Source organism: Metapseudomonas otitidis (genome assembly GCF_900111835.1).
Taxonomy (GTDB): domain Bacteria; phylum Pseudomonadota; class Gammaproteobacteria; order Pseudomonadales; family Pseudomonadaceae; genus Metapseudomonas; species Metapseudomonas otitidis.
This window is the reverse complement of record NZ_FOJP01000027.1, coordinates 1-24,182: the sequence shown is the minus strand read 5'-3', so window position 1 is coordinate 24,182 and position 24,182 is coordinate 1. Positions and strand designations below refer to the sequence as shown.

Sequence of the window (24,182 nt, the reverse complement as noted above, 5' to 3'; positions counted from 1 at the left end):
TGGACGAGGCCGCCCCGGCGCCGGGGCGGCCTCGTCCATGTGCGTGACAGACTTGCCACAGGAACGCGCCCATGCGCCCCCTTATCGTCCTGCTGCACCGCTACCTCGGCCTGGCCACGGCGCTGTTCCTCGCCCTCGCCGGGCTCACCGGCAGCCTGCTGGCTTTCCAGCACGAGATCGATGAATGGCTGAACCCGGCCTTCTACCACGCGCCCGCACGGGGGCCGCTGCTGTCGCCGGGCGAGCTGGTGCAGCGCATCGAGCAGGCCGAGCCGCGCCTGCAGGTCTGGTACATGGAGGTGCCGGACGAAGCCGGCCACTCGGCGCTGATGGCGGCGGTGCCCCGTACCGACCCGGCCACCGGCGCGCCCTACGACCTGCACCACCGGGTGATCTACCTGGACCCGGTGAGCGGCGCCGAGCTGGGCATGCGCCAGTGGGGGGCGTGCTGCCTGCAGGCGCAGAACCTCATCCCCTTCCTGCTGGAGTTCCACTACACCCTGGCGCTGCCGGGCAACTGGGGGCTGATCCTGATGGGGCTGGTGGCGATCCTCTGGGTCATCGACTGCTTCGCCGGCGCCTGGCTGACCCTGCCCCGTGGCCGGCCCTTCCTGAGGAAATGGTGGACGGCCTGGACGCTGAAGCGCGGCGCCGGCCGCTACCGGCGCACCCTCGACCAGCACCGCGCCGGCGGGCTCTGGCTGTGGCTGCTGCTCCTGCCGGTGGCGGTGAGCAGCGTGGCGATGAACCTGCCGGAGCCGGTGTTCAAGCCGGTGGTGTCGCTGTTCTCCGAGGCGCCGCCGAGCACCTACCAGCAGCGCAGCCAGATGCCCCGCGAGGCACTGGGGGAGACGCGCCTGGACTACCAGCAGGTGTACCGGCTGGCGCAGGCGGAAGGCGCGCGGCAGGGCATCGAGAGAGGAATCGGCGAGCTGTACTACAGCGTCGAGTACAACTTCTTCGGGGCGGGGTTCGGCGGTCACGACGCCAACCCGCTGGAGAAGTCATGGCTGTTCTTCGATGGGGCCGACGGCCGCCTGATCGGCGCGGAGGTCGCCGGGCGCGGCACGCCGGGTGAACGCTTCTACCGGCTGCAGGCGCCGATCCATGGCGGGCGCATCGCGGGGTTGCCGGGGCGCATCGTGATCGCGCTGCTGGGACTGGCCATCGCCGGGCTGAGCGTCACCGGCGTGGTCATCTGGTGGCGCAAGCGGCAGGCCCGGCGCGCCAGTGCGGCCCGCGCCCGCGAGGGGCGGCGAGCCGCTTTCGGTCAGAATTTGTAGCTCAGGCCGAGTGAGGTGCTTTCGTTGTTCTTGTCACGACCGGGCAGGTTGGAGTCCTTGTCCTTGTGCTCGTAGCTGACGGTCATCACCAGGTCCTTGGTGAGCTTGTGACCGAGGGTGACGACGTGCTTGGTCTCGTCCTCTTCCTTGCCGGAGGGGTCGTGCTTGAAGTCGGTGTGACGGCGGCTGTAGGCGATGCTGGCGAAACTGTCCCAGGGCAGCTTGCGGGCGTAGCTGATCTTCCAGCCTTCCTGCTCCTTGTCCTTGTTGCGCTTGTCGTTGTCTTCCACCTTGGGCGAGTAGCTGAGGTCGAAGCTGTCCTTGCCGGTGGGCTTGAAGCGGGTGCCGACCTTGAAGGTGTCGACTTCGATGTCCAGCGGGCTGTCGTTCTCCAGGCCACGGTTCTCGTAGTTGTAGCGGGTGTACAGCTCCAGCACGCGGTTCAGCTTGTGACTGGCGCCCAGGGACCAGATGGTGCTGGAGAGGTCGTACTGGTGGTCCTTGTAGAGCTGCAGGTAGGTGACGGCGGCGTTGATCTTCAGGCGCCAGGCCGGGATGACGAAGGTGGGGCCGGTGGAGACCGCCCAGGTCTGCCGGTTGAGCTCGTCGCGGTCGTCCTGGCGGGCCTGGGCGACGTTGGCGCCGAGGTTCCAGCGGCTGCCACGGTCGTCGAAGCCGTAGCCGTAGCGCAGGCTGCCGGCGGCCTGCCAGCGGTTGTCGTGGACGGTGGACTTGGGCTTGGCGACCGGGGTGGGCGCGGTGTCGTCGTCTTCCTCGCCGTCGTCGGCCAGGTCGTCCTCGTCCAGGTCGATGTCGTCGAGCAGGTCGTCGAGGCTGTCGTCGTCCTCGAAGGCCATGTCGTCCATGTCCTCGTCGTCCTCGTCATCGAACGAGGGGTCCTGGGTCATGCCGGCACTGGCGTTGGCGGTGTCGGTGTCATGCACCCGGGCCACGGCGACGCGGCCGCCGAAAGTGTGGGCCTTGAGCTTCTTGGCGATGCGCTTGGCCAGCTTGGCGCCTTCCTTGGCCTCCGCGGAGTCGGGGGCGTCCTGCTTGAGCCGCGCCAGCTCGGCCTTGGCGGCCGGGTAGTCGAGGGCGTCGGCATAGACCTTGGCCAGGGCCAGGCGCGCACGGGGGTGGCTGGCGCTCAGGCTCGGGTCGGCGAGGATGGCGCGGTACTGCTCGGCGGCACTGCCGAGCAGGCCCCAGCGGGCACTGCTTTCCGCGTCACGGGCGAGGGTCTGGTAGGGGCTGGCGATGCTGCACAGGGGCAGGCCGGCCAGAAGCAGAACGGCGGTCAGTCCGTTGAGTTTCATGGTGGGTTCCGGGAGGGCGATCGATGGAATGGTGGGCAAGCCTATAGAGGCGGTTTGCCAGCGTCCAGAGCCCGGCCTGAATGTGATTTTGCATTCACAAAGTCCCGTCCCACGCGGGCTGCAGGCCTCTCCAAAAGACGACGAACGGCTGTGGATAACCGCTTCGGCAGGCGCCGCTTTTCATCCTCCTGAAACGAAAAAGGCGCAGCCTGGGGGCTGCGCCTTTGTCTGTGCCGGACGGCTCGACTCAGAACGGGATGTCGTCGTCGAAGCTGTCGTAGTCCGGGGCCGGCTGGGCGGCCGGTTGCGGAGCCGGGCGGGACTCGCGCGGGGCGGACTGCTGCGGCTCGCGCTGCGGACGCGGGGCGCGCGGGGCGGAATCGCCATCGCTGCCGGGACGGCCGCCGAGCAGTTGCATCTGGCCGTTGATGTCCACAACGATTTCGGTGGTGTAGCGGTCCTGGCCGTCCTGACCCTGCCACTTGCGGGTGCGCAGGCTGCCTTCGACGTAGACCTGGGAACCCTTGCGCAGGTACTCGCCGGCGATCTCGGCGAGGCGGCCGAAGAACACCACGCGGTGCCACTCGGTGCGTTCCTGCTGCTGGCCGGTCTGCTTGTCCTTCCAGCTCTCGCTGGTGGCCAGGGTGATGTTGGTCACGGCGTTGCCGTTGGGCATGTAGCGGACTTCAGGGTCGCCGCCGACGTTGCCGACCAGAATGACTTTGTTAACCCCACGGGCCATAACGTTCTCCTAGGCTTCAGCACGTTCGGGCGCCGGCTTGATCAGACGCTCCAGGGACGTGCGGTCCAGTTTTTCGGTATCCACTTTGATATAGATGGCGGCTTCTTCGACCACCACCACGGCATCCGCCACTCCGGGCAAAGCCAGCAAACGCGGGACCAGCGTCGCGTCGCCGAGGGCCGCTGCATCGAGCGGCTGGCGCAGGCTGGTCACGTACGGAGGTTCGCGCATAGTAACAGCAATGGCGACCCAAATCGCACAGAGCGCCGCACATCCGATGAACACGACGGACAGGCCACCATGCTGGAACAACCAGCCGCCGAGGATGCCGCCGAGGGCGGCGCCGAGGAACTGGCTGGTGGAGTAGACGCCCATGGCGGTGCCCTTGCCGCCGGCCGGGGCGACCTTGCTGATCAGCGAGGGCAGCGAGGCCTCCAGCAGGTTGAAGGCGGTGAAGAAGACGATGGTGCCGATGACCAGGGCGCTCAGGGTGTCGCCGAAGGCCCAGAAGAACAGTTCGCAGGCGGCCAGCACGCTGACGGCGCCGATCAGCACGCGCTTCATCTGGCGCTTCTTCTCGGCGTAGATGATGAACGGGACCATGCCGAAGAACCCCACCAGCAGCGCGGTGAGGTAGACCCACCAGTGCTGCTCCTTGGGCAGGCCGGCCTTCTCCACCAGCGCCAGCGGCAGGGCGACGAAGCTGGCCATGAGCACGGCGTGCAGGGCGAGGATGCCGAAGTCCAGACGCAGCAGGTCGGGGTGCCTGAGGGTCGGCAGCAGCGCCTGGCGGGCCACGCCGGACTCGCGGTGCTGCAGGGGCGAGGCGGCCCGGGGGACGAACAGGGCGATGATCAGGATGCCGACCAGAGCCATGGCGGCGGTGATCCAGAACAGCCCGGCCAGGCCGAAGGCGCGGGTGACCAGGGGGCCGACCACCATGGCGACGGCGAAGGAGACGCCGATGCTCATGCCGATCATGGCCATGGCCTTGGTGCGGTGCTGCTCGCGGGTGAGGTCGGAGAGCAGCGCCATGACCGCGGCGGAGATGGCCCCGGCCCCCTGCAGGACGCGCCCGGCGATGACACCCCAGATGGAGTCGGCGTTGGCCGCCAGCACGGCACCGGCGGCGAAGATCAGCAGGCCGATGTAGATCACCGGCAGGCGGCCGATGCGGTCGGAGACGATGCCGAAGGGGATCTGCAGCACCGCCTGGGTCAGGCCATAGGCGCCGATGGCCAGGCCGATCAGGGCCGGGGTGGCGCCGGCCAGGTCCTGGCCGTAGGTGGCCAGGACCGGCAATACCATGAACATGCCGAGCATGCGGAAGGCGAACACCAGCGCCAGGCCACCGGCGGCGCGGGTCTCGCGACCGCTCATGCGTTCGGAATGGGGATCGTGCATAGATGCCTCGTGACAGGAAGTGCGGGAATGCGTCATGCCCCGCGTCGGGCGCTGGCACCCGGTCCCCGGGTGCGCGGCTGCTGCCTGCGCCGGAAAAATGCGGCGCATTCTAGCAGTCCCGGCCCGTCAGGACACTGCCGTGCCGCTTTGCCGCGCCCCTGGGGGCACCCGTATACTCGGGCGTTTTCCGCTCGCCATGCGAGGCCGCTGTGGACCAGATACTCATCCGTGGGGCACGTACCCACAACCTGAAGAACGTCGACCTCACCCTCCCCCGCGACAAGCTGATCGTGATCACCGGGCTGTCCGGTTCGGGCAAGTCTTCCCTGGCGTTCGACACGCTCTACGCCGAGGGCCAGCGGCGCTATGTGGAATCGCTGTCAGCCTATGCCCGGCAGTTCCTGTCGATGATGGAAAAGCCCGATGTGGACACCATCGAGGGGCTGTCGCCGGCCATCTCCATCGAGCAGAAATCCACCAGCCACAACCCCCGCTCCACGGTGGGCACCATCACCGAGATCTACGACTACCTGCGCCTGCTCTACGCCCGCGCCGGTACGCCGCGCTGCCCGGACCACGATGTGCCGCTGGAGGCGCAGACCGTGAGCCAGATGGTCGACCAGGTGCTGGCCATGCCCGAGGGCCGCAAGCTGATGCTGCTGGCGCCGGTGATCCGCGAGCGCAAGGGCGAGCACCTGGCGGTGTTCGACGAGCTGCGCGCCCAGGGCTTCGTCCGAGCCCGGGTCAACGGCCGCCTCTACGAGCTGGACGAGCTGCCCAAGCTGGACAAGCAGAAGAAGCACTCCATCGATGTGGTGGTGGACCGCTTCAAGGTGCGCGGCGACCTGCAGCAGCGCCTGGCGGAATCCTTCGAGACGGCGATCAACCTCGCCGACGGCATTGCGCTGGTGGCGCCGATGGACGACGAGCCGGGCGAGGAGATCATCTTCTCCGCGCGCTTCGCCTGCCCCCATTGCGGCCACTCCATCAGCGAGCTGGAACCCAAGCTGTTCTCCTTCAACAACCCGGCCGGTGCCTGCCCCACCTGCGACGGTCTGGGGGTGAAGCAGTTCTTCGATGCCAAGCGCCTGGTCAACGGCGAGCTGACCCTGGCCGAAGGCGCGATCCGCGGCTGGGACCGGCGCAACGTCTATTACTTCCAGATGCTCGGCTCCCTGGCCGCGCACTATGGCTTCAGCCTGGAGGAGCCGTTCGACGACCTGGCGCCGGAGCACCAGCGGGTGATCCTGCAGGGCAGCGGTCGCGAGGACGTGGACTTCCGCTACCTCAACGACCGTGGCGACATCGTCAAGCGCTCCCACCCCTTCGAGGGCATCGTGCCGAACCTGGAGCGGCGCTACCGCGAGACCGAATCCAACACCGTGCGCGAGGAGCTGGCGAAGTTCCTCAGTACCCAGCCCTGCCCGGATTGCCGGGGCACCCGCCTGCGCCGCGAGGCACGCCATGTGTGGGTCGGCGAGAAGACGCTGCCGGCAGTGACCGGCCTGCCGGTGGGCGAGGCCTCGGAATACTTCGGCGTGCTGGAGCTGCCGGGGCGCAAGGGCGAGATCGCGGCGAAGATCCTCAAGGAGATCCGCGAGCGCCTGCAGTTCCTGGTGAACGTCGGCCTGGACTACCTGACCCTGGACCGCAGCGCCGACACCCTCTCCGGTGGCGAGGCCCAGCGCATCCGCCTGGCCAGCCAGATCGGTGCCGGCCTGGTGGGGGTGATGTACATCCTCGACGAGCCGTCCATCGGCCTGCACCAGCGTGACAACGAGCGCCTGCTGGCCACCCTCACCCACCTGCGCAACCTGGGCAACACGGTGATCGTGGTCGAGCACGACGAGGACGCCATCCGCCTGGCCGACTATGTGGTGGACATCGGCCCGGGTGCCGGCGTGCATGGCGGCCGGATCGTCGCCGAAGGCACGCCGGACGAGGTGATGGCCCACCCGGATTCACTCACCGGCAAGTACCTGTCGGGTCGGGTGAAGATCGAGGTGCCGGCCACCCGCACGCCCCGCGACAAGAAGAAATCGCTGAAGCTCAAGGGCGCGCGCGGCAACAACCTGCGCAACGTCGACCTGGAGATTCCGGTCGGCCTGCTGACCTGCATCACCGGCGTGTCCGGTTCGGGCAAGTCGACGCTGATCAACAACACCCTGTTCCCCATCACCGCGACGGCGCTGAACGGTGCGACCACCCTGGAGGCAGCCCCCCACGACAGCTTCGACGGGCTGCAGCATCTGGACAAGGTGGTGGACATCGACCAGAGCCCCATCGGCCGTACGCCGCGTTCCAACCCGGCGACCTACACCGGGCTGTTCACGCCGATCCGCGAGCTGTTCGCCGGCGTGCCGGAGTCCCGCTCGCGGGGCTACGGGCCGGGCCGCTTCTCCTTCAACGTGAAGGGCGGCCGCTGCGAGGCTTGCCAGGGCGACGGCGTGATCAAGGTGGAGATGCACTTCCTGCCGGACATCTACGTGCCGTGCGACGTGTGCAAGGGCAAGCGCTACAACCGCGAGACCCTGGAGGTGAAGTACAAGGGCCGCAGCATCACCGAGGTGCTGGACATGACCATCGAGGAGGCGCGCCAGTTCTTCGATGCCGTGCCGGCCATCGCCCGCAAGCTGCAGACGCTGATGGACGTGGGCCTCTCGTACATCCGCCTGGGGCAGTCGGCGACCACCCTTTCCGGCGGTGAGGCACAGCGGGTGAAGCTGTCCCGCGAGCTGTCCAAGCGCGACACCGGCAAGACGTTGTACATCCTCGACGAGCCCACCACGGGCCTGCACTTCGCCGACATCCAGCAACTGCTGGACGTGTTGCACCGGCTGCGGGACCACGGCAACACGTTGGTGGTCATCGAGCACAACCTGGACGTGATCAAGACGGCCGACTGGCTGGTGGACCTGGGCCCGGAAGGCGGCTCCAAGGGCGGCCAGATCATCGCCACCGGTACGCCGGAGGAGGTGGCGGCGATGCCGCAGTCCCACACGGGGCACTTCCTCAAGCCGTTGCTGGAGCGCGACCGCGCCTGATACGAAAAAGCCCCGCAGATGCGGGGCTTTTTCGTGGAGCGGTGGATCAGGCCAGGTCGAAGCGGTCGAGGTTCATCACCTTGGTCCAGGCGGCAACGAAGTCCTGGGTGAACTTCGCCTGGGCGTCGGCGCTGGCGTAGACCTCGGCGATGGCGCGCAGCTGCGAGTTGGAACCGAACACCAGGTCGACGCGGGTGGCGGTCCACTTCAGGGCGCCGCTGCTGCGGTCACGGCCTTCGAACAGCTCGGCGGCTTCGCTGGTGGGCTTCCACGCCGTCCCCATGTCCAGCAGGTTGGCGAAAAAGTCGTTGCTGAGCGTGCCGGGGCGCTGGGTCAGTACGCCGTGTGCGGTCTGCCCGACGTTGGCACCCAGTACCCGCAGGCCGCCGACCAGTACGGTCATCTCCGGGGCGGTGAGGGTCAGCAGCTGGGCACGGTCCACCAGCATCTCCTCGGCGGTCACGGTGAAGCGCGCCTTCTGGTAGTTGCGGAAGCCGTCGGCCAGGGGCTCCAGCACGGCGAAGGATTCGACGTCGGTCTGCTCCTGGGAGGCGTCCATGCGGCCCGGGGTGAAGGGCACTTCCAGAGCCTGCCCGGCGGCCTTGGCAGCCTGCTCGATGCCCACGCCACCGGCGAGGACGATCAGGTCGGCCAGGGAGACCCTCTTGCCACCGGCTTGCGAGCGGTTGAAGTCGGCCTGGATGCCTTCCAGCACGCCAAGAACGCGAGCCAGTTGCGCGGGCTGGTTGGCTTCCCAGTCCTTCTGCGGTGCCAGGCGGATGCGGGCACCGTTGGCGCCGCCGCGCATGTCGGAACCGCGGTAGGTGGAGGCCGAGGCCCAGGCGGTGGACACCAGTTCGCTGACCGAGAGGCCGGAGGCCTGGATGCGTGCCTTGAGCTGGGCGATGTCCTGTGCGTCCACCAGCGGGTGGTCGACGGCCGGGATCGGGTCTTGCCAGATCAGCTCTTCAGCCGGGACCTCCGGACCGAGGTAGCGGGCACGCGGCCCCATGTCGCGGTGGGTGAGCTTGAACCAGGCGCGGGCGAAGGCGTCGGCGAAGGCCTGCGGATCCGCCAGGAAGCGGCGGGAGATCTTCTCGTAGGCCGGGTCCAGGCGCAGCGACAGGTCGGTGGTCAGCATGGTCGGGCGGTGCATCTTCGACGGGTCGTGTGCATCCGGGATGACCGCATCAGCGCCCTTGGCCACCCACTGGTGGGCACCGGCGGGGCTCTTGGTCAGTTCCCAGTCGTAGTTGAACAGGTTCTCGAAGAAGTAGTGGCTCCACTGGGCCGGGGTCTGGGTCCAGGTGACTTCGAGGCCACTGGTGATGGTGTCCGAGCCCTTGCCGCTGCCGAAACTGCTGTGCCAACCGAGGCCCTGGGCTTCGATGCTGGCGGTTTCCGGGTCAGCCCCCACATGGGCGGCGTCGCCGGCACCGTGGGTCTTGCCGAAGGTGTGGCCGCCAGCGATCAGGGCGACGGTCTCCTCGTCGTCCATGGCCATGCGGGCGAAGGTTTCGCGGATGTCACGGGCTGCGGCGATCGGGTCGGGGTTGCCGTCCGGGCCTTCCGGGTTCACGTAGATCAGGCCCATCTGCACGGCAGCCAGCGGGTTCTCCAGGTCACGGTCACCGCTGTAGCGGCTGTTGGGTTTCTCGCTGGTGGCCAGCCACTCGCGCTCGGAACCCCAGTAGATGTCCTCTTCCGGCTCCCAGATATCGCGGCGACCGCCGGCGAAACCGAAGGTCTTGAAGCCCATGGACTCCAGGGCGACGTTGCCGGTCAGGATCATCAGGTCGGCCCAGGAGATCTTCTGGCCGTATTTCTGCTTGATCGGCCACAGCAGGCGGCGGGCCTTGTCGAGGTTGACGTTGTCCGGCCAGCTGTTGAGCGGGGCGAAACGCTGGTTGCCGGTACCCGCACCGCCGCGGCCGTCTGCCGTGCGGTAGGTGCCGGCGCTGTGCCAGGCCATGCGGATGAACAGCGGACCGTAGTGGCCGAAGTCGGCGGGCCACCAGTCCTGGGAATCGGTCATGAGGGCGTGGAGGTCACGCTTGAGGGCCTGCAGGTCGAGGCTCTTGAAGGCTTCGGCGTAATCGAAGCCGCTGTCCAGGGGATCGGACAGGCTGGAGTGCTGGTGCAGGATCTTCAGGTTCAGCTGGTTAGGCCACCAGTCGCGGTTGGACGTTCCACCGCCGGCGGAATGCTGTGCACCGCCACCGGAAAAGGGGCACTTGGCTTGGGCGGGGGTCGTGGGCTTCTGGCTCATCTGTGATCGCTCCTTATCAGGTCGTCACCGGCCCGTGCCGGCGATGGAGGAAAGATTAGAATGCCATCAGCAAGAGAGCCAATTTATTAACCGTAACAAAACAATAGAAAATAACTCTTACAAGATCGCGGGCATAAAAAAAACCGGGCACTAGGCCCGGTTTCTTCGCAGCGACCGATTACTCGGCAGCGGCTTCGACTTCACCAGCGACCGGACGGTCAACCAGTTCAACGTACGCCATGGGGGCGTTGTCGCCAGCGCGGAAGCCGCACTTCAGGATGCGCAGGTAGCCGCCCTGACGGTTGGCGTAGCGCTTGCCCAGATCGTTGAACAGTTTGCCAACGATGGCTTTCGAACGAGTACGGTCGAAGGCCAGACGACGGTTGGCAACGCTGTCTTCCTTGGCCAGGGTGATCAGCGGCTCGGCAACGCGACGCAGTTCCTTGGCTTTGGGCAGGGTGGTTTTGATCAGTTCGTGCTCGAACAGCGATACCGCCATGTTCTGGAACATGGCCTTGCGGTGAGCGCTGGTGCGGCTGAGGTGACGGCCACTTTTACGATGACGCATGGTTCAATTCCTTACCAAACTAAGACGTTCGGTGATTACGACGATCAGGCAGTCGCCTTGTCGTCCTTCTTAAGACTTGCCGGCGGCCAGTTGTCGAGGCGCATGCCGAGGGACAGACCACGGGAGGCCAGGACGTCCTTGATCTCGGTCAGGGACTTCTTGCCCAGGTTCGGAGTCTTGAGCAGCTCTACTTCGGTACGCTGAATCAGGTCGCCGATGTAGTAGATGTTCTCCGCCTTCAGGCAGTTGGCCGAACGCACGGTCAGCTCAAGGTCGTCGACGGGGCGCAGGAGGATCGGATCGATCTCGTCTTCCTGTTCCACGACCACGGGCTCGCTGTCACCTTTGAGGTCCACGAACGCTGCCAGCTGCTGTTGCAGGATGGTAGCGGCGCGACGGATAGCCTCTTCGGGATCCAGGGTGCCGTTGGTTTCCAGGTCGATGACCAGCTTGTCCAGGTTGGTGCGCTGCTCGACACGGGCGTTTTCCACGACGTACGCAACGCGACGGACCGGGCTGAAGGAAGCGTCGAGCTGGAGACGGCCAATGCTACGGCTCTCGTCTTCGTCGCTCTGGCGCGCGTCAGCGGGTTCGTACCCACGGCCGCGAGCCACTTTCAGCTTCATGTTCAGCGAGCCGTTGTCCGCCAGGTTGGCGATGACGTGGTCACCGTTGACGATCTCGACATCATGATCCAGCTGAATATCGGCAGCAGTGACAACGCCCGGGCCTTTCTTGACCAGGTTCAGCGTTACTTCGTCACGGCCGTGCAGTTTGACAGCCAGACCTTTCAGGTTGAGCAGGATTTCAATGACGTCTTCCTGAACACCTTCGATGGCGCTGTACTCATGGAGTACGCCGTCGATTTCGGCCTCGACTACTGCACAGCCAGGCATGGAGGACAACAAGATGCGACGCAGCGCGTTGCCCAGGGTATGGCCGAAGCCACGCTCGAGAGGCTCGAGCGTGATCTTGGCGCGGGTCGTGCTGACCGCTTGCACATCGATGTGGCGAGGGGTCAGGAACTCATTTACCGAACTCTGCATGGATGCACCTATTTTCTAGCCCTTACTTGGAGTAGAGCTCGACAATCAGGTTTTCGTTGATGTCGGCGGACAGATCAGTACGAGCCGGAACGCTTTTGAACACGCCCGACTTCTTGTCGGCGTCGACTTCAACCCACTCAACGCGACCGCGCTGAGCGCACAGCTCAAGGGCTTGAGCAATGCGAAGCTGGTTCTTGGACTTCTCGCGAACAGCGACTACGTCACCAGCCTTGACCTGATAGGAGGGGATGTTGACGGTCTGGCCGTTCACGCTGATGGCCTTGTGGGAAACCAGCTGACGGGACTCGGAACGGGTAGCGCCGAAGCCCATACGGTAGACGACGTTGTCCAGACGGCACTCGAGGAGTTGCAGCAGGTTCTCGCCGGTAGCGCCCTTGCGACGGGCAGCTTCCTTGTAGTAACCGCTGAACTGACGCTCCAGTACACCGTAGATACGACGGACCTTCTGCTTCTCGCGCAGCTGGGTGCCGTAGTCGGACAGACGGCCACGACGGGCACCGTGCTGACCAGGAGCGGATTCAATGTTGCACTTGGACTCGAGGGCACGAGCGCCGCTCTTCAGGAAGAGGTCAGTGCCTTCACGACGGGACAGTTTGCATTTGGGACCAATGTAACGAGCCATTTCTCACTGTCTCCTATTACACGCGACGCTTCTTCGGCGGACGGCACCCGTTGTGCGGGATCGGCGTCACGTCGGTGATGCTGGCAATCTTGTAGCCGCAGGCGTTCAGAGCACGCACAGCGGACTCGCGACCCGGACCGGGACCCTTGACGTTGACGTCGAGGTTCTTCAGACCGTATTCCAGAGCAGCCTGACCGGCACGCTCGGCAGCCACCTGGGCAGCGAACGGGGTGCTCTTACGGGAGCCACGGAAACCGGAACCACCGGAGGTCGCCCAAGACAGAGCGTTGCCCTGACGGTCGGTGATGGTCACGATGGTGTTGTTGAAAGAAGCGTGGATATGGGCGATCCCATCAACCACTGTCTTCTTGACTTTCTTACGGGGACGAGCAGCAGGCTTAGCCATGACTTAATTCCTGTCGATTCGCGGGCGCAAAATTACTTGCGGATCGGCTTACGCGGGCCCTTGCGGGTGCGCGCGTTGGTCTTGGTGCGTTGGCCATGAACAGGCAGACCACGACGGTGACGCAGGCCGCGGTAGCAACCCAGGTCCATCAGACGCTTGATGTTCATGTTGATCTCGCGGCGCAGGTCACCCTCGGTGGTGAGCTTGGCCACTTCGCCACGCAGCTGTTCGAGCTGCTCGTCGGTCAGATCCTTGATTTTCACCGACGGGTTGACGCCGGTGGCCGCACAGATGTTCTGCGCGGTGGTGCGACCAACACCGTAGATGTAGGTCAGCGAGATAACAGTGTGCTTGTTATCTGGAATGTTGACGCCTGCAATACGGGCCATTCAATGAAAACTCCAGTTGACAGCTATCGGTGCCCCGGAAGCCAAGAAATAGGGCGCGCGATATTAGCGCTGTAATAACGAATAATCAACCCGGCAGCACACTAGCTGCCGGGCTCACGACGCGTGAATCACACTCAGCCTTGGCGCTGTTTGTGACGCGGCTCCGCGCTGCAGATCACGCGAACGATACCGTCGCGGCGAATGATCTTGCAGTTACGGCACAGCTTCTTCACCGATGCACGAACTTTCATCAGTAACTCCTAGAACCTTACGGCACTGCGTCAGCGGAGCATTCCGCCGCCGTAGCCCTTCAGGTTGGCTTTCTTCATGAGGGATTCATACTGGTGCGAAACGAGGTGCGACTGTACTTGGGCCATAAAGTCCATCACAACCACGACCACGATCAGCAACGAGGTCCCGCCAAGGTAGAACGGAACGTTTGCCGCAACCACAAGGAACTGGGGAAGCAGGCAGACAGCCGTCATGTACAGGGCACCGAACATGGTCAGACGAGTCAGAACGCCATCGATGTAGCGCGCAGACTGCTCACCAGGACGAATACCCGGGATAAAGGCACCGGACTTCTTCAGGTTCTCCGCCACGTCTTTCGGGTTGAACATCAGCGCTGTGTAGAAGAAGCAGAAGAAAACGATCCCTGCGCTAAACAGCAGAATGTTCAACGGCTGACCAGGAGCGATCGCCTGCGAGAGGTCCTGCAGCCAGCCCATTTTCTCGGACTGACCGAACCATGCGCCCAGCGAGGCCGGGAACAGCAGGATACTGCTGGCGAAAATGGCCGGGATCACGCCCGCCATGTTCACCTTCAGCGGCAGGTGGCTGTTCTGCGCAGCAAAAACCTTGCGGCCCTGCTGACGCTTGGCATAGTGCACCGCGATACGGCGCTGACCACGCTCGATGAACACCACAAAACCGATGATCGCAACAGCCAGGAGGCCGATGGCGATCAGGGCGAAGATGTTGATATCGCCCTGACGAGCAGACTCGAAAGACTGCCCGATCGCTCTCGGCAGACCGGCAACGATGCCCGCGAAGATAAGCATCGAGATACCGTTGCCGACACCGCGCTCGGTGATCTGCTCGCCCAGCCACATCATGAACAGCGCACCCGCCACGAAGGTGGTGACTGCCACGAAGTGGAAGCCGAAATCAGTCGAGAAAGCGACGCCCTGACTTGCCAGGCCAACAGCCATGCCGATGGCCTGAACCAGTGCTAGGGCTACGGTGCCATAGCGGGTGTACTGGCTGATCTTGCGACGGCCAGCTTCACCTTCCTTCTTCAACTGCTCCAGCTGCGGGCTGATAGCGGTCATGAGCTGCATGATGATCGAGGCCGAGATATACGGCATGATCCCCAGTGCAAAAATGCTCATGCGCTCCAGCGCGCCGCCGGAAAACATGTTGAACAGGCTAAGAATGGTCCCCTCGTTCTGCCGGAACAGTTCGGCCAGCCGGTCCGGGTTGATACCGGGCACTGGGATGTGCGCGCCGATCCGATAGACGATGATCGCCAGGAACAGGAAACGCAGTCGAGCCCAGAGCTCGGACAATCCGCCATTGCTGAGCGCGGAGAGAGCACCTTGCTTAGCCATTTAGTCCTCGAACTTACCGCCAGCTGCTTCGATGGCCGCACGCGCACCTTTGGTGGCGGCGATGCCCTTCAGGGTAACCGCGCGAGCAACTTCGCCGGACAGCATGACTTTTACACGCTGCACGTTCTGGTTGATCACGTTGGCATCCTTCAGCGCTTGCAGAGTGACGACATCGCCTTCCACCTTGGCCAGCTCGGAGGTGCGCACTTCTGCGCGGTCCATGGCCTTCAGGGAAACGAAGCCGAACTTCGGCAGGCGGCGATGCAGGGGCTGTTGACCACCCTCGAAGCCGGGAGCGATGGTACCACCGGAGCGAGAGGTCTGACCTTTGTGACCACGGCCACCGGTCTTGCCCAGACCGCTACCGATGCCACGGCCCGGACGGTGCTTCTCGCGACGGGCACCCGGCGCGGAACGCAGATCGTTCAGTTTCATGGATTAACCCTCGACACGCAGAAGGTAGTAAGCCTTGTTGATCATACCGCGGTTCTCAGGAGTGTCCTGAACCTCTACGGTGTGACCGATACGACGCAGGCCAAGGCCCTTGACGCAGGCTTTGTGGTTGGCCAGGCGGCCATTCACGCTCTTGACCAGCGTAACTTTTACAGTAGCCATGATCAGAGAATCTCCTCGACGCTCTTGCCACGCTTGGCTGCAACAGCTTCAGGGGACTGCATGTTCTTCAGGCCCTTGAAGGTGGCATAAACCACGTTCACCGGATTGGTAGAGCCGTAGCACTTGGCCAGGACGTTCTGGACACCTGCCACTTCCAGGACAGCGCGCATGGCGCCGCCGGCGATGATCCCGGTACCTTCGGAAGCCGGCTGCATGAACACCTTGGAGGCGCCGTGAGCGGACTTGATGGGGTACTGCAGGGTGGTGCCATCCAGTTCGACCTGGATCATGTTGCGACGGGCAGCTTCCATGGCCTTCTGGATTGCAGCAGGCACTTCGCGGGACTTGCCGCGACCGAAACCGACGCGACCTTTACCATCACCCACCACGGTCAGCGCGGTGAAGGTGAAGATACGACCACCCTTTACGGTCTTGGCAACGCGGTTAACCTGAACCAGCTTCTCGATGTAGCCTTCGTCGCGCTTTTGCTCGTTGTTCGCCATAACTTAGAACTCCAGCCCGCCTTCACGAGCAGCATCGGCCAGCGCCTTGACGCGACCGTGGTACTTGAAGCCAGAACGATCGAACGCTACCTGGGTAACACCAGCGGCTTTCGCGCGCTCGGCAACCAGCTGGCCGACTTTCTTGGCCGCGTCAACGTTGCCGGTGGCATCGCTACGCAGTTCTTTGTCCAGAGTCGAGGCGCTGGCCAGGACCTTGGCGCCGTCGGCCGAAATGACCTGGGCGTAGATGTGCTGGGAAGAGCGGTATACGCAGAGGCGTACGGCTTCCAGCTCGCGCATTTTCAGGCGTGCCTTGCGAGCGCGACGCAGACGAGTTTCTTTCTTTACGCTCATTTGCTATGCCCTACTTCTTCTTAGCTTCTTTACGACGCACGACTTCATCGGCGTAACGTACACCCTTGCCTTTGTAAGGCTCCGGCGGACGGAAGTCGCGGATCTCGGCGGCCACCTGACCAACCAGCTGCTTGTCGATACCCTTGATCAGGATGTCGGTTTGGCTGGGGGTTTCAGCGGTTACGCCTTGCGGAAGCTCGTAGTCAACCGGATGGGAGAAGCCGAGAGCCAGGGACAGCACTTGGCCTTTGGCCTGAGCCTTGTAGCCGACGCCGACCAGCTGGAGCTTGCGCTCGAAGCCTTGGCTGACGCCTACGACCATGTTGTTCACCAGCGCACGGGTGGTACCGGCCATGGCCTTGTTCTGCTGGTCGCCGTTGCGAGCGGCAAAGCGAAGCTCGCCGTTTTCCTGCAGGATTTCCACGGACGGATGTACTTTCAGCTCAAGAGTGCCCTTGGCGCCCTTAACGGAAAGTTGCTGACCAGCCAGCTTGATTTCAACGCCAGCGGGCAGCTTGACGGGGTTCTTAGCAACGCGAGACATGCTTCAACCCCCTTAGAACACAGTGCAAAGCACTTCGCCACCAACGCCAGCGGCGCGAGCAGCACGATCAGTCATCACACCTTTGTTGGTGGACACGATCGAAACGCCCAGACCGCCACGAACCTTCGGCAGCTGATCGACGGACTTGTACTGGCGCAGGCCAGGACGACTTACGCGCTTCAGCTCTTCAATGACCGGACGGCCTTCGAAGTACTTCAGCTCGATGGACAGCAGAGGCTTAACATCGCTGCTGACCTGGTATCCCGTGATGTAACCTTCGTTCTTCAGAACGTTGGCTACCGCCACCTTCAGCTTGGAGGACGGCATGCTTACGACAGACTTTTCAGCCATCTGGGCATTACGGATACGAGTTAGCATGTCCGCTAACGGGTCCTGCATACTCATGGGCTAGTTGCTCCTAAATACAAAAGAATAGCCTTGCGGCTAGAGTCACCTGCGAGCTCCAGGCACAAGAAGGCCTGAATCGGGCGAGCCGAATATTCTAGAGAGACCCTAGAAACGAATCAAGCCCCTTGCGGGGCTTGATTCGGCACATCCATGAAAGGCCGACGACTGGCGTCGACCTTCGACATCACCAGCTGGCTTTGACCAGACCGGGAACGTCACCACGCATGGCGGCTTCACGCAGCTTGTTACGGGACAGCCCGAACTTGCGGTAGACGCCGTGCGGACGGCCAGTGATGCGGCAGCGGTTACGCAGGCGCGATGCGCTGGCGTCACGCGGCTGCTTCTGCAGGGCTACCTGGGCTTCCCAACGCGCTTCCGGAGTGGAGTTCGGGTTGGCAATGATAGCTTTGAGCTCAGCACGCTTCTTGGCGTACTTGGCGACCGTCAGCTGACGCTTCAGCTCGCGGTTCTTCATGCTCTGTTTGGCCATATTCCTGCTCCAATCAGTTGCGGAAGGGGAAGTTGAAAGCGCGCAGCAGAGCGCGACCTTCATCATCATTGCGGGCGGTGGTGGTCAGGGTGATGTCCAGACCACGCAGCGCATCGATTTTGTCGTAATCGATTTCCGGGAAGATGATCTGCTCTTTCACACCCATGCTGTAGTTGCCGCGACCATCGAAGGACTTGGCATTCAGGCCGCGGAAGTCACGAACGCGCGGCAGGGAGATGGAGAGCAGGCGATCCAGGAACTCGTACATACGATCGCGGCGCAGCGTCACCTTGACACCGATCGGCCAACCCTCGCGAACCTTGAAGCCGGCAATGGACTTGCGGGCGTAGGTCACGACGGCCTTCTGACCGGTGATCTTTTCCAGGTCGGCCACTGCGTTCTCGATGACTTTCTTGTCACCGATAGCTTCGCCGAGACCCATGTTCAGGGTGATCTTGGTAACACGCGGAACTTCCATCACGTTAGCCAGCTTCAGCTCTTCTTTCAGCTTGGGCGCGATTTGCTTCCGGTAAATCTCTTTCAGTCGTGCCATGGTGTTCTACCTATGATTCTCAAGCGCCAACCGGCTTCTGGGTGGACTTGAAGACACGAATTTTTTTGCCGTCTTCGATCTTGAAGCCAACGCGGTCAGCCTTGTTGGTTTCGCTATTGAAGATGGCGACGTTGGAGACGTGCAGGGGCGCCTCCTTCTCGACGATACCGCCCTGGATGCCGGACATCGGGTTCGGCTTGGTGTGGCGCTTCACCAGGTTGATCCCACCGACGACCAGACGGTCGTCAGCGAGAACCTTGAGCACCTTGCCACGCTTGCCCTTGTCTTTGCCGGCGATGACGATGATCTCGTCGTCACGACGAATCTTTTGCATGACGGCTTCTCCTTACAGCACTTCAGGGGCGAGCGAGACGATCTTCATGAACTTCTCGGAACGAAGCTCACGGGTCACAGGCCCGAAGATGCGGGTACCGATCGGCTCTTGCTTGTTGTTCAGCAGAACAGCAGCGTTGCCGTCGAAGCGGATGATGGAGCCATCAGGACGGCGAACACCGTGCTTGGTGCGGACCACGACAGCAGTCATCACCTGGCCTTTCTTGACCTTGCCACGGGGAATCGCTTCCTTGACGGTGACCTTGATGATATCGCCGATACCGGCATAACGACGGTGCGAACCACCCAGGACCTTGATGCACATAACGCGACGAGCACCGCTGTTGTCAGCGACGTCGAGCATGGATTGAGTCTGAATCATATCTTTCTCCGACCCTTAGTCCTTAGACTTCCACGGCACGTTCGACGATTTCCACCAGCGCCCAGGACTTGGTCTTGGCCAGCGGACGGGTCTCACGGATGGTGACCTTGTCGCCGATGCGGCACTGGTTGGTTTCGTCGTGAGCGTGCAGCTTGGTCGAGCGCTTCACGTATTTACCGTAGATCGGGTGCTTTACACGGCGCTCGATCAGGACGGTGATGGTTTTGTCCATCTTGTCGCTGACGACGCGGCCGGTCAGCGTGCGGACGGTTTTCTGAGCTTCAGCCATGATCACTTACCTGCCTGCTGGTTCAGCACAGTCTTGACGCGAGCGATGTCGCGCTTCACTTGCGAGAGCAGGTGAGACTGCCCCAACTGGCCAGTTGCCTTCTGCATACGCAGGTTGAACTGGTCGCGCAGCAGACCGAGCAGTTGCTCGTTCAGCTGCTCTGCGGTTTTTTCACGAAGTTCATTCGCTTTCATCACATCACCGTCCGCTTAACAAAGGAGGTGGCGAGCGGCAGCTTTGCAGCAGCCAGGGCGAAGGCCTCACGCGCCAGCTCTTCGGAAACACCCTCGATTTCGTAGAGCACTTTGCCCGGCTGGATCTGGGCTACCCAGTACTCGACGCCACCCTTACCTTTACCCATACGAACTTCGAGGGGCTTCTTGGTGACAGGTTTGTCGGGGAATACACGGATCCAGATCTTGCCACCACGCTTCACGTGACGGGTCAGGGCACGACGTGCCGCTTCGATCTGGCGAGCGGTGAGACGACCGCGAGAAACCGCCTTCAGGGCGAACTCGCCGAAGCTGACCTTGCTACCGCGGTGAGCCAGACCACGGTTGTGGCCGGTCATCTGCTTGCGGAATTTTGTACGCTTGGGTTGCAGCATTTTGCGTACTCCTTACTTAGCAGCTTTTTTACGAGGAGCGGGCGCTACGGGCTTCAGCTCTTCCTGGCGGCCACCAATGACCTCGCCCTTGAAGATCCAAACCTTCACACCGATCACACCGTAAGTGGTGTGAGCCTCGTAGGTTGCGTAATCAATGTCGGCGCGCAGGGTGTGCAGGGGCACACGGCCTTCGCGGTACCACTCGGTACGCGCGATCTCGGCACCGCCGAGACGACCACTGACCTGGATCTTGATGCCTTTGGCACCAAGACGCATGGCGTTCTGTACCGCACGCTTCATGGCGCGACGGAACATAACGCGACGCTCGAGCTGCTGAGCAACGCTCTGAGCAACCAGCATACCGTCGAGTTCCGGCTTGCGGATCTCTTCGATGTTGATGTGCACAGGCACACCCATTTGCTTGGTCAGGTCCTGGCGCAGCTTCTCGACATCCTCACCCTTCTTGCCGATCACGATACCGGGACGAGCGGTGTGGATGGTGATGCGTGCGGTTTGAGCCGGACGATGGATATCGATACGGCTTACGGACGCGCTTTTTAGTTTGTCTTGGAGGTACTCACGGACCTTCAGATCGGCAAACAGATAGTCGGCATAAGTGCGCTTATCTGCGTACCAGACGGAGGTGTGCTCCTTGACGATTCCCAGGCGAATGCCAGTGGGATGTACTTTCTGACCCATCTGATCGACTCCGTTACTTGTCCGCAACCTTGACAGTGATATGGCAAGACCGCTTGACGATGCGATCAGCGCGGCCCTTGGCACGCGGCATGATGCGCTTCAGCGAACGCCCTTCGTTAACGAAAACGGTGGAGACCTTGAGGTCATCCACATCAGCGCCTTCGTTGTGCTCGGCGTTGGCAACGGCCGACTCCAGCACTTTCTTCATGATTTCAGCGGCTTTCTTGCTGCTGAAGGACAGCAGGTTGAGCGCCTCGCCCACCTTCTTCCCGCGGATCTGGTCGGCGACCAAGCGGGCTTTCTGGGCGGAGATTCGAGCGCCCGACAGCTTAGCGGCTACTTCCATCTTTCCTTACCCCTTAACGCTTGGCCTTTTTGTCCGCAGCATGCCCGCGATAGGTGCGGGTAGCGGCGAACTCGCCCAGTTTGTGGCCGACCATGTCTTCGTTCACGAGAACGGGGACATGCTGGCGACCGTTGTGTACAGCGATGGTCAGACCGACCATCTGCGGCAGAACGATGGAACGACGCGACCAGGTCTTGACCGGTTTGCGATCGTTCTTTTCCACCGCCACTTCGACCTTCTTCAACAGGTGAAGATCGATAAAGGGACCTTTTTTCAGAGAACGCGGCACAGTCGTATCCTCGATTATTTACGGCGACGGACAATCATGTTGTCAGTGCGTTTGTTCGCGCGAGTCTTCGCACCCTTGGTCGGGAAGCCCCACGGCGAAACCGGATGACGACCACCAGAAGTACGACCTTCACCACCACCATGCGGGTGGTCGACCGGGTTCATGGCAACACCACGAACGGTCGGACGAACGCCACGCCAGCGCTTGGCACCAGCCTTGCCCAGCGAACGCAGGCTGTGCTCGGAGTTCGAGACTTCGCCCAGGGTCGCACGGCACTCGGCCAGAATCTTGCGCATTTCGCCGGAGCGGAGACGCAGGGTTACATAGGCACCTTCACGGGCGACCAGCTGAGCGGAAGCACCAGCGGAACGCACCAGTTGAGCACCTTTACCCGGCTTCAGCTCGACACCGTGAACGGTGCTACCAACCGGGATATTGCGCAGCTGCAGGGTGTTGCCAACCTTGATCGGTGCATGGGTACCGGAGATCAGCTGATCACCCGCCACAACGCCCTTGGGAGCGATGATGTAGCGACGCTCGCCGTCGGCGTACTTCAGCAGAGCGATGTGCGCAGTACGGTTCGGATCGTATTCGATACGCTCTACAACGGCAGGGATACCGTCCTTGTTGCGACGGAAGTCGACCAGGCGGTAATGCTGCTTGTGACCACCACCAATGTGGCGAGTGGTGATGCGGCCGTTGTTGTTACGACCACCGGACTTGGACTTCTTCTCAACCAGCGGAGCATAGGGAGCACCCTTGTGCAGATCCTGGTTGACGACCTTGACCACGAAACGGCGGCCAGCGGAAGTCGGTTTGCATTTAACGATTGCCATGATGCACCCCTTTACTCAGCGCTGCTGGCGAAATCGAGATCTTGGCCAGGCTGGAGAGCGATATACGCTTTCTTCCAGTCATTGCGCTTGCCCAGACCACGAACGGTGCGCTTGGTCTTGCCCTTTACGTTCAGGGTGTTGACTGCGGCGACCTTCACGCTGAACAGGCTCTCTACGGCCTTCTTGATTTCCAGCTTGGTTGCATCGGAAGCAACCTTGAAGACGAATTGGCTCTTGCCATCTGCCAGAACGGTAGCCTTCTCGGAGATGTGCGGGCCAACCAGCACTTTGAATACGCGTTCCTGGTTCATGCCAGCAGCTCCTCGAATTTCTTGATGGCCGACACGGTGACCAGCACCTTGTCATAGGCGATCAGGCTTACCGGATCGGAACCCTGGACATCACGCACATCGACGTGAGGCAGGTTGCGAGCGGCAAGGTACAGGTTCTGGTCGACGTCATCGGAGATGATCAGCACGTCGCTCAGACCCAGACCATTCAGCTTGCCCAGCAGGGCTTTGGTCTTCGGCGCTTCAACAGCGAACTCAGGCACTACAACCAGACGATCCTGACGAACCAGCTCGGAGAGGATGGAGCGCAGAGCTGCGCGGTACATCTTCTTGTTGAGCTTCTGGGAGTGATCCTGGGGCTTGGCAGCAAAGGTGGTACCACCGGAGCGCCAGATGGGGCTGCGAATGGTGCCAGCACGAGCACGACCAGTGCCCTTCTGACGCCACGGCTTCTTGCCACCACCGGAAACTTCGGAGCGGGTCTTCTGCGCACGGGTGCCCTGACGACCGCCAGCCATGTAGGCTACGACAGCTTGGTGAACCAGGGTCTCGTTGAACTCACCACCAAAGGTACGCTCGCTGACTTCGATAGCCTGAGCGCCACTTACATTCAATTGCATCTCAGCTTCCTCTCTTAACCGCGAGCCTTGGCAGCCGGACGCACGAGCACGTCGCCACCGGTGGCGCCAGGAACAGCACCCTTGACCAGCAGCAGGTTGCGCTCAGCATCGACACGAACCACTTCCAGGGACTGGACGGTTACGCGCTCGGCACCGAGGTGACCGGACATTTTCTTGCCCTTGAAGACACGACCAGGAGTCTGGCACTGGCCAATGGAGCCCGGGACGCGGTGAGAAACGGAGTTGCCGTGGGTATTGTCTTGACCACGGAAATTCCAGCGCTTGATGGTACCGGCGAAGCCTTTACCTTTGGACTGACCCGTGACATCAACCAGCTGACCAGCCTGGAAGATCTCGGCGGTGATCTGATCGCCTGCCTGGTACTCGCCTTCTTCAAGACGGAACTCCCAGACACCACGACCAGCAGCCACGCTCGCCTTGGCGAAGTGACCGGCCTGGGCCTTGGTTACGCGAGAGGCACGACGCTCACCGACAGTTACCTGCACGGCGCGATAGCCATCGGACTCTTCGCTTTTGAATTGGGTCACACGATTCGGCTCGATCTCGATGACCGTAACCGGAATGGAGACACCTTCTTCGGTGAAAATGCGGGTCATGCCGCACTTACGACCGACTACACCAATAGTCATGTTGTAAACCTCATGAGTGTACGGGGCTTTCACCCGCTATGGCCGCCCATTTCAGAGCGTTACACGACTAAGAACCCGAAGGTCATTAGCCGAGGCTGATCTGCACTTCCACGCCTGCAGCAAGGTCGAGCTTCATCAGCGCGTCAACGGTTTTATCCGTCGGCTGGACGATGTCCAGAACACGCTTATGAGTGCGGATTTCGTACTGATCGCGCGCGTCTTTGTTGACGTGCGGAGAAATCAGAACGGTATACCGCTCCTTGCGAGTAGGCAGAGGAATCGGACCACGCACCTGAGCACCAGTACGTTTCGCGGTTTCCACGATTTCCTGGGTGGATTGATCGATCAGGCGATGGTCAAAAGCCTTCAACCGAATACGGATTTGTTGGTTTTGCATTTTGACCTCAGACTCTATCTCTGCTTGCCCCCAACAGACGGACTACGCCTGTTAAAAGGAGGCGCAATTGTACGGACGGCCCCAGGGGGTGTCAACTTTTAACCAATCCAAAAGAAAAGGGCCCCGAAGGGCCCTTTTCTCTGACACAGGATCGTCGATTACTCGATGATCTTGGCGACGACGCCGGCGCCAACGGTACGACCGCCTTCGCGGATTGCGAAGCGCAGGCCATCTTCCATGGCGATCGGAGCGATCAG

General features: G+C 62.3%; 35 protein-coding genes. 2 read left to right on the top strand and 33 right to left on the bottom strand.

The annotated features are described in order from the left end of the window. The first annotated feature begins 71 nt into the window (after positions 1-71). Positions 72-1,283, top strand: a complete 1,212-nt coding sequence (locus BM198_RS26890; RefSeq protein ID WP_074973771.1) for a PepSY-associated TM helix domain-containing protein — start codon at positions 72-74, stop codon at positions 1,281-1,283. On the opposite strand, the gene BM198_RS26885 is transcribed toward BM198_RS26890, so the two are convergent. The 3 genes from BM198_RS26885 to BM198_RS26875 form a co-directional block, all read right to left on the bottom strand. Next, positions 1,271-2,599, bottom strand: coding sequence for a hypothetical protein (locus BM198_RS26885; protein WP_074973768.1), 1,329 nt, complete (start codon positions 2,597-2,599; stop codon positions 1,271-1,273). The genes BM198_RS26890 and BM198_RS26885 overlap by 13 nt on opposite strands. 247 nt (positions 2,600-2,846) lie before the next feature. Further along, a complete protein-coding gene (locus BM198_RS26880) occupies positions 2,847-3,341 on the bottom strand; it encodes a single-stranded DNA-binding protein (protein ID WP_044411072.1) in 495 nt (164 codons plus the stop codon). Between the two features lie 9 nt (positions 3,342-3,350). Continuing rightward, a complete protein-coding gene (locus tag BM198_RS26875) occupies positions 3,351-4,745 on the bottom strand; it encodes an MFS transporter (protein ID WP_044411068.1) in 1,395 nt (464 codons plus the stop codon). Positions 4,746-4,954: 209 nt separating this feature from the next. On the opposite strand from BM198_RS26875, the gene uvrA reads away from it, so the two are divergent. Then, positions 4,955-7,789 carry an excinuclease ABC subunit UvrA gene (gene uvrA, locus BM198_RS26870; protein WP_074973767.1) on the top strand — a complete coding sequence of 945 codons (2,835 nt, stop codon included), beginning with the start codon at positions 4,955-4,957 and terminating at the stop codon, positions 7,787-7,789. A gap of 46 nt (positions 7,790-7,835) precedes the next feature. Here the strand turns inward: uvrA and katG are convergent, their stop codons facing one another. The 30 genes from katG to BM198_RS26720 form a co-directional block, all read right to left on the bottom strand. Next, positions 7,836-10,058: a catalase/peroxidase HPI gene (katG, locus tag BM198_RS26865; protein WP_074973765.1), complete on the bottom strand. Its 2,223-nt coding sequence runs from the start codon at positions 10,056-10,058 to the stop codon at positions 7,836-7,838. Between the two features lie 178 nt (positions 10,059-10,236). Continuing rightward, positions 10,237-10,626, bottom strand: a complete 390-nt coding sequence (rplQ, locus tag BM198_RS26860; protein WP_016490551.1) for a 50S ribosomal protein L17 — start codon at positions 10,624-10,626, stop codon at positions 10,237-10,239. A 44-nt stretch (positions 10,627-10,670) separates the two neighbouring features. Continuing rightward, a complete protein-coding gene (locus BM198_RS26855) occupies positions 10,671-11,672 on the bottom strand; it encodes a DNA-directed RNA polymerase subunit alpha (RefSeq protein WP_044411060.1) in 1,002 nt (333 codons plus the stop codon). Positions 11,673-11,694: 22 nt separating this feature from the next. Next, positions 11,695-12,315, bottom strand: coding sequence for a 30S ribosomal protein S4 (rpsD, locus tag BM198_RS26850; protein WP_044411057.1), 621 nt, complete (start codon positions 12,313-12,315; stop codon positions 11,695-11,697). Between the two features lie 16 nt (positions 12,316-12,331). Next, the gene (gene rpsK / locus BM198_RS26845) at positions 12,332-12,721 is read right to left on the bottom strand and encodes a 30S ribosomal protein S11 (RefSeq protein ID WP_003093689.1); all 390 of its coding nucleotides are present in this window, start codon (positions 12,719-12,721) and stop codon (positions 12,332-12,334) included. 32 nt (positions 12,722-12,753) lie between these two features. Next, positions 12,754-13,110 (bottom strand): 30S ribosomal protein S13, encoded by a 357-nt coding sequence (gene rpsM / locus BM198_RS26840; RefSeq protein ID WP_044411054.1) that lies wholly within the window; start codon positions 13,108-13,110, stop codon positions 12,754-12,756. 134 nt (positions 13,111-13,244) lie between these two features. Then, positions 13,245-13,361 carry a 50S ribosomal protein L36 gene (gene rpmJ, locus BM198_RS26835; protein ID WP_003093693.1) on the bottom strand — a complete coding sequence of 39 codons (117 nt, stop codon included), beginning with the start codon at positions 13,359-13,361 and terminating at the stop codon, positions 13,245-13,247. A gap of 30 nt (positions 13,362-13,391) precedes the next feature. Further along, complete coding sequence (secY, locus tag BM198_RS26830; protein WP_044411046.1) at positions 13,392-14,720, bottom strand: preprotein translocase subunit SecY; 1,329 nt, start codon at positions 14,718-14,720, stop codon at positions 13,392-13,394. Then, positions 14,721-15,155 carry a 50S ribosomal protein L15 gene (gene rplO, locus BM198_RS26825; RefSeq protein WP_069562476.1) on the bottom strand — a complete coding sequence of 145 codons (435 nt, stop codon included), beginning with the start codon at positions 15,153-15,155 and terminating at the stop codon, positions 14,721-14,723. Between the two features lie 3 nt (positions 15,156-15,158). Beyond that, positions 15,159-15,335: a 50S ribosomal protein L30 gene (gene rpmD, locus BM198_RS26820; RefSeq protein ID WP_036991154.1), complete on the bottom strand. Its 177-nt coding sequence runs from the start codon at positions 15,333-15,335 to the stop codon at positions 15,159-15,161. A gap of 2 nt (positions 15,336-15,337) precedes the next feature. Continuing rightward, positions 15,338-15,838 carry a 30S ribosomal protein S5 gene (gene rpsE, locus BM198_RS26815; protein ID WP_044411025.1) on the bottom strand — a complete coding sequence of 167 codons (501 nt, stop codon included), beginning with the start codon at positions 15,836-15,838 and terminating at the stop codon, positions 15,338-15,340. A gap of 3 nt (positions 15,839-15,841) precedes the next feature. Further along, the gene (gene rplR, locus BM198_RS26810) at positions 15,842-16,192 is read right to left on the bottom strand and encodes a 50S ribosomal protein L18 (protein ID WP_074973763.1); all 351 of its coding nucleotides are present in this window, start codon (positions 16,190-16,192) and stop codon (positions 15,842-15,844) included. A gap of 10 nt (positions 16,193-16,202) precedes the next feature. Next, the gene (gene rplF, locus BM198_RS26805; protein WP_044411021.1) at positions 16,203-16,736 is read right to left on the bottom strand and encodes a 50S ribosomal protein L6; all 534 of its coding nucleotides are present in this window, start codon (positions 16,734-16,736) and stop codon (positions 16,203-16,205) included. A gap of 12 nt (positions 16,737-16,748) precedes the next feature. Beyond that, positions 16,749-17,141, bottom strand: coding sequence for a 30S ribosomal protein S8 (gene rpsH, locus BM198_RS26800; protein ID WP_069565396.1), 393 nt, complete (start codon positions 17,139-17,141; stop codon positions 16,749-16,751). A gap of 187 nt (positions 17,142-17,328) precedes the next feature. Next, positions 17,329-17,634 (bottom strand): 30S ribosomal protein S14, encoded by a 306-nt coding sequence (rpsN, locus tag BM198_RS26795; RefSeq protein WP_044411017.1) that lies wholly within the window; start codon positions 17,632-17,634, stop codon positions 17,329-17,331. 13 nt (positions 17,635-17,647) lie between these two features. After that, on the bottom strand, positions 17,648-18,187 hold the full coding sequence (gene rplE / locus BM198_RS26790; protein WP_044411014.1) for a 50S ribosomal protein L5: 540 nt from the start codon (positions 18,185-18,187) through the stop codon (positions 17,648-17,650). Positions 18,188-18,206: 19 nt separating this feature from the next. Beyond that, positions 18,207-18,521: a 50S ribosomal protein L24 gene (gene rplX, locus BM198_RS26785; RefSeq protein ID WP_069562478.1), complete on the bottom strand. Its 315-nt coding sequence runs from the start codon at positions 18,519-18,521 to the stop codon at positions 18,207-18,209. Between the two features lie 12 nt (positions 18,522-18,533). Beyond that, the gene (gene rplN / locus BM198_RS26780) at positions 18,534-18,902 is read right to left on the bottom strand and encodes a 50S ribosomal protein L14 (protein ID WP_003448734.1); all 369 of its coding nucleotides are present in this window, start codon (positions 18,900-18,902) and stop codon (positions 18,534-18,536) included. A gap of 22 nt (positions 18,903-18,924) precedes the next feature. Continuing rightward, complete coding sequence (gene rpsQ / locus BM198_RS26775) at positions 18,925-19,191, bottom strand: 30S ribosomal protein S17 (RefSeq protein WP_044411009.1); 267 nt, start codon at positions 19,189-19,191, stop codon at positions 18,925-18,927. A gap of 2 nt (positions 19,192-19,193) precedes the next feature. After that, positions 19,194-19,385: a 50S ribosomal protein L29 gene (gene rpmC, locus BM198_RS26770; protein ID WP_044411006.1), complete on the bottom strand. Its 192-nt coding sequence runs from the start codon at positions 19,383-19,385 to the stop codon at positions 19,194-19,196. Further along, positions 19,385-19,798 carry a 50S ribosomal protein L16 gene (gene rplP, locus BM198_RS26765; RefSeq protein WP_044411003.1) on the bottom strand — a complete coding sequence of 138 codons (414 nt, stop codon included), beginning with the start codon at positions 19,796-19,798 and terminating at the stop codon, positions 19,385-19,387. The genes rpmC and rplP overlap by 1 nt, the downstream gene beginning before the upstream one ends. A 12-nt stretch (positions 19,799-19,810) precedes the next feature. After that, positions 19,811-20,497: a 30S ribosomal protein S3 gene (rpsC, locus tag BM198_RS26760; RefSeq protein ID WP_044411000.1), complete on the bottom strand. Its 687-nt coding sequence runs from the start codon at positions 20,495-20,497 to the stop codon at positions 19,811-19,813. 13 nt (positions 20,498-20,510) lie between these two features. After that, positions 20,511-20,843 (bottom strand): 50S ribosomal protein L22, encoded by a 333-nt coding sequence (gene rplV, locus BM198_RS26755; protein WP_044410997.1) that lies wholly within the window; start codon positions 20,841-20,843, stop codon positions 20,511-20,513. Positions 20,844-20,856: 13 nt separating this feature from the next. Further along, positions 20,857-21,132, bottom strand: coding sequence for a 30S ribosomal protein S19 (rpsS, locus tag BM198_RS26750; protein WP_027590504.1), 276 nt, complete (start codon positions 21,130-21,132; stop codon positions 20,857-20,859). Between the two features lie 14 nt (positions 21,133-21,146). Further along, positions 21,147-21,968 (bottom strand): 50S ribosomal protein L2, encoded by an 822-nt coding sequence (rplB, locus tag BM198_RS26745; protein WP_074973761.1) that lies wholly within the window; start codon positions 21,966-21,968, stop codon positions 21,147-21,149. Between the two features lie 11 nt (positions 21,969-21,979). Beyond that, positions 21,980-22,279 (bottom strand): 50S ribosomal protein L23, encoded by a 300-nt coding sequence (gene rplW / locus BM198_RS26740; RefSeq protein ID WP_044410970.1) that lies wholly within the window; start codon positions 22,277-22,279, stop codon positions 21,980-21,982. Continuing rightward, on the bottom strand, positions 22,276-22,878 hold the full coding sequence (rplD, locus tag BM198_RS26735; protein ID WP_044410967.1) for a 50S ribosomal protein L4: 603 nt from the start codon (positions 22,876-22,878) through the stop codon (positions 22,276-22,278). Before rplD ends, rplW begins: the two co-directional genes overlap by 4 nt. A gap of 14 nt (positions 22,879-22,892) precedes the next feature. Further along, the gene (rplC, locus tag BM198_RS26730; RefSeq protein ID WP_044410965.1) at positions 22,893-23,528 is read right to left on the bottom strand and encodes a 50S ribosomal protein L3; all 636 of its coding nucleotides are present in this window, start codon (positions 23,526-23,528) and stop codon (positions 22,893-22,895) included. Between the two features lie 85 nt (positions 23,529-23,613). After that, positions 23,614-23,925 (bottom strand): 30S ribosomal protein S10, encoded by a 312-nt coding sequence (rpsJ, locus tag BM198_RS26725; protein WP_003243886.1) that lies wholly within the window; start codon positions 23,923-23,925, stop codon positions 23,614-23,616. Between the two features lie 158 nt (positions 23,926-24,083). Next, on the bottom strand, positions 24,084-24,182 hold a 99-nt coding region (locus BM198_RS26720), incomplete at its 5' end, for an EF-Tu C-terminal domain-related protein (RefSeq protein ID WP_018149684.1).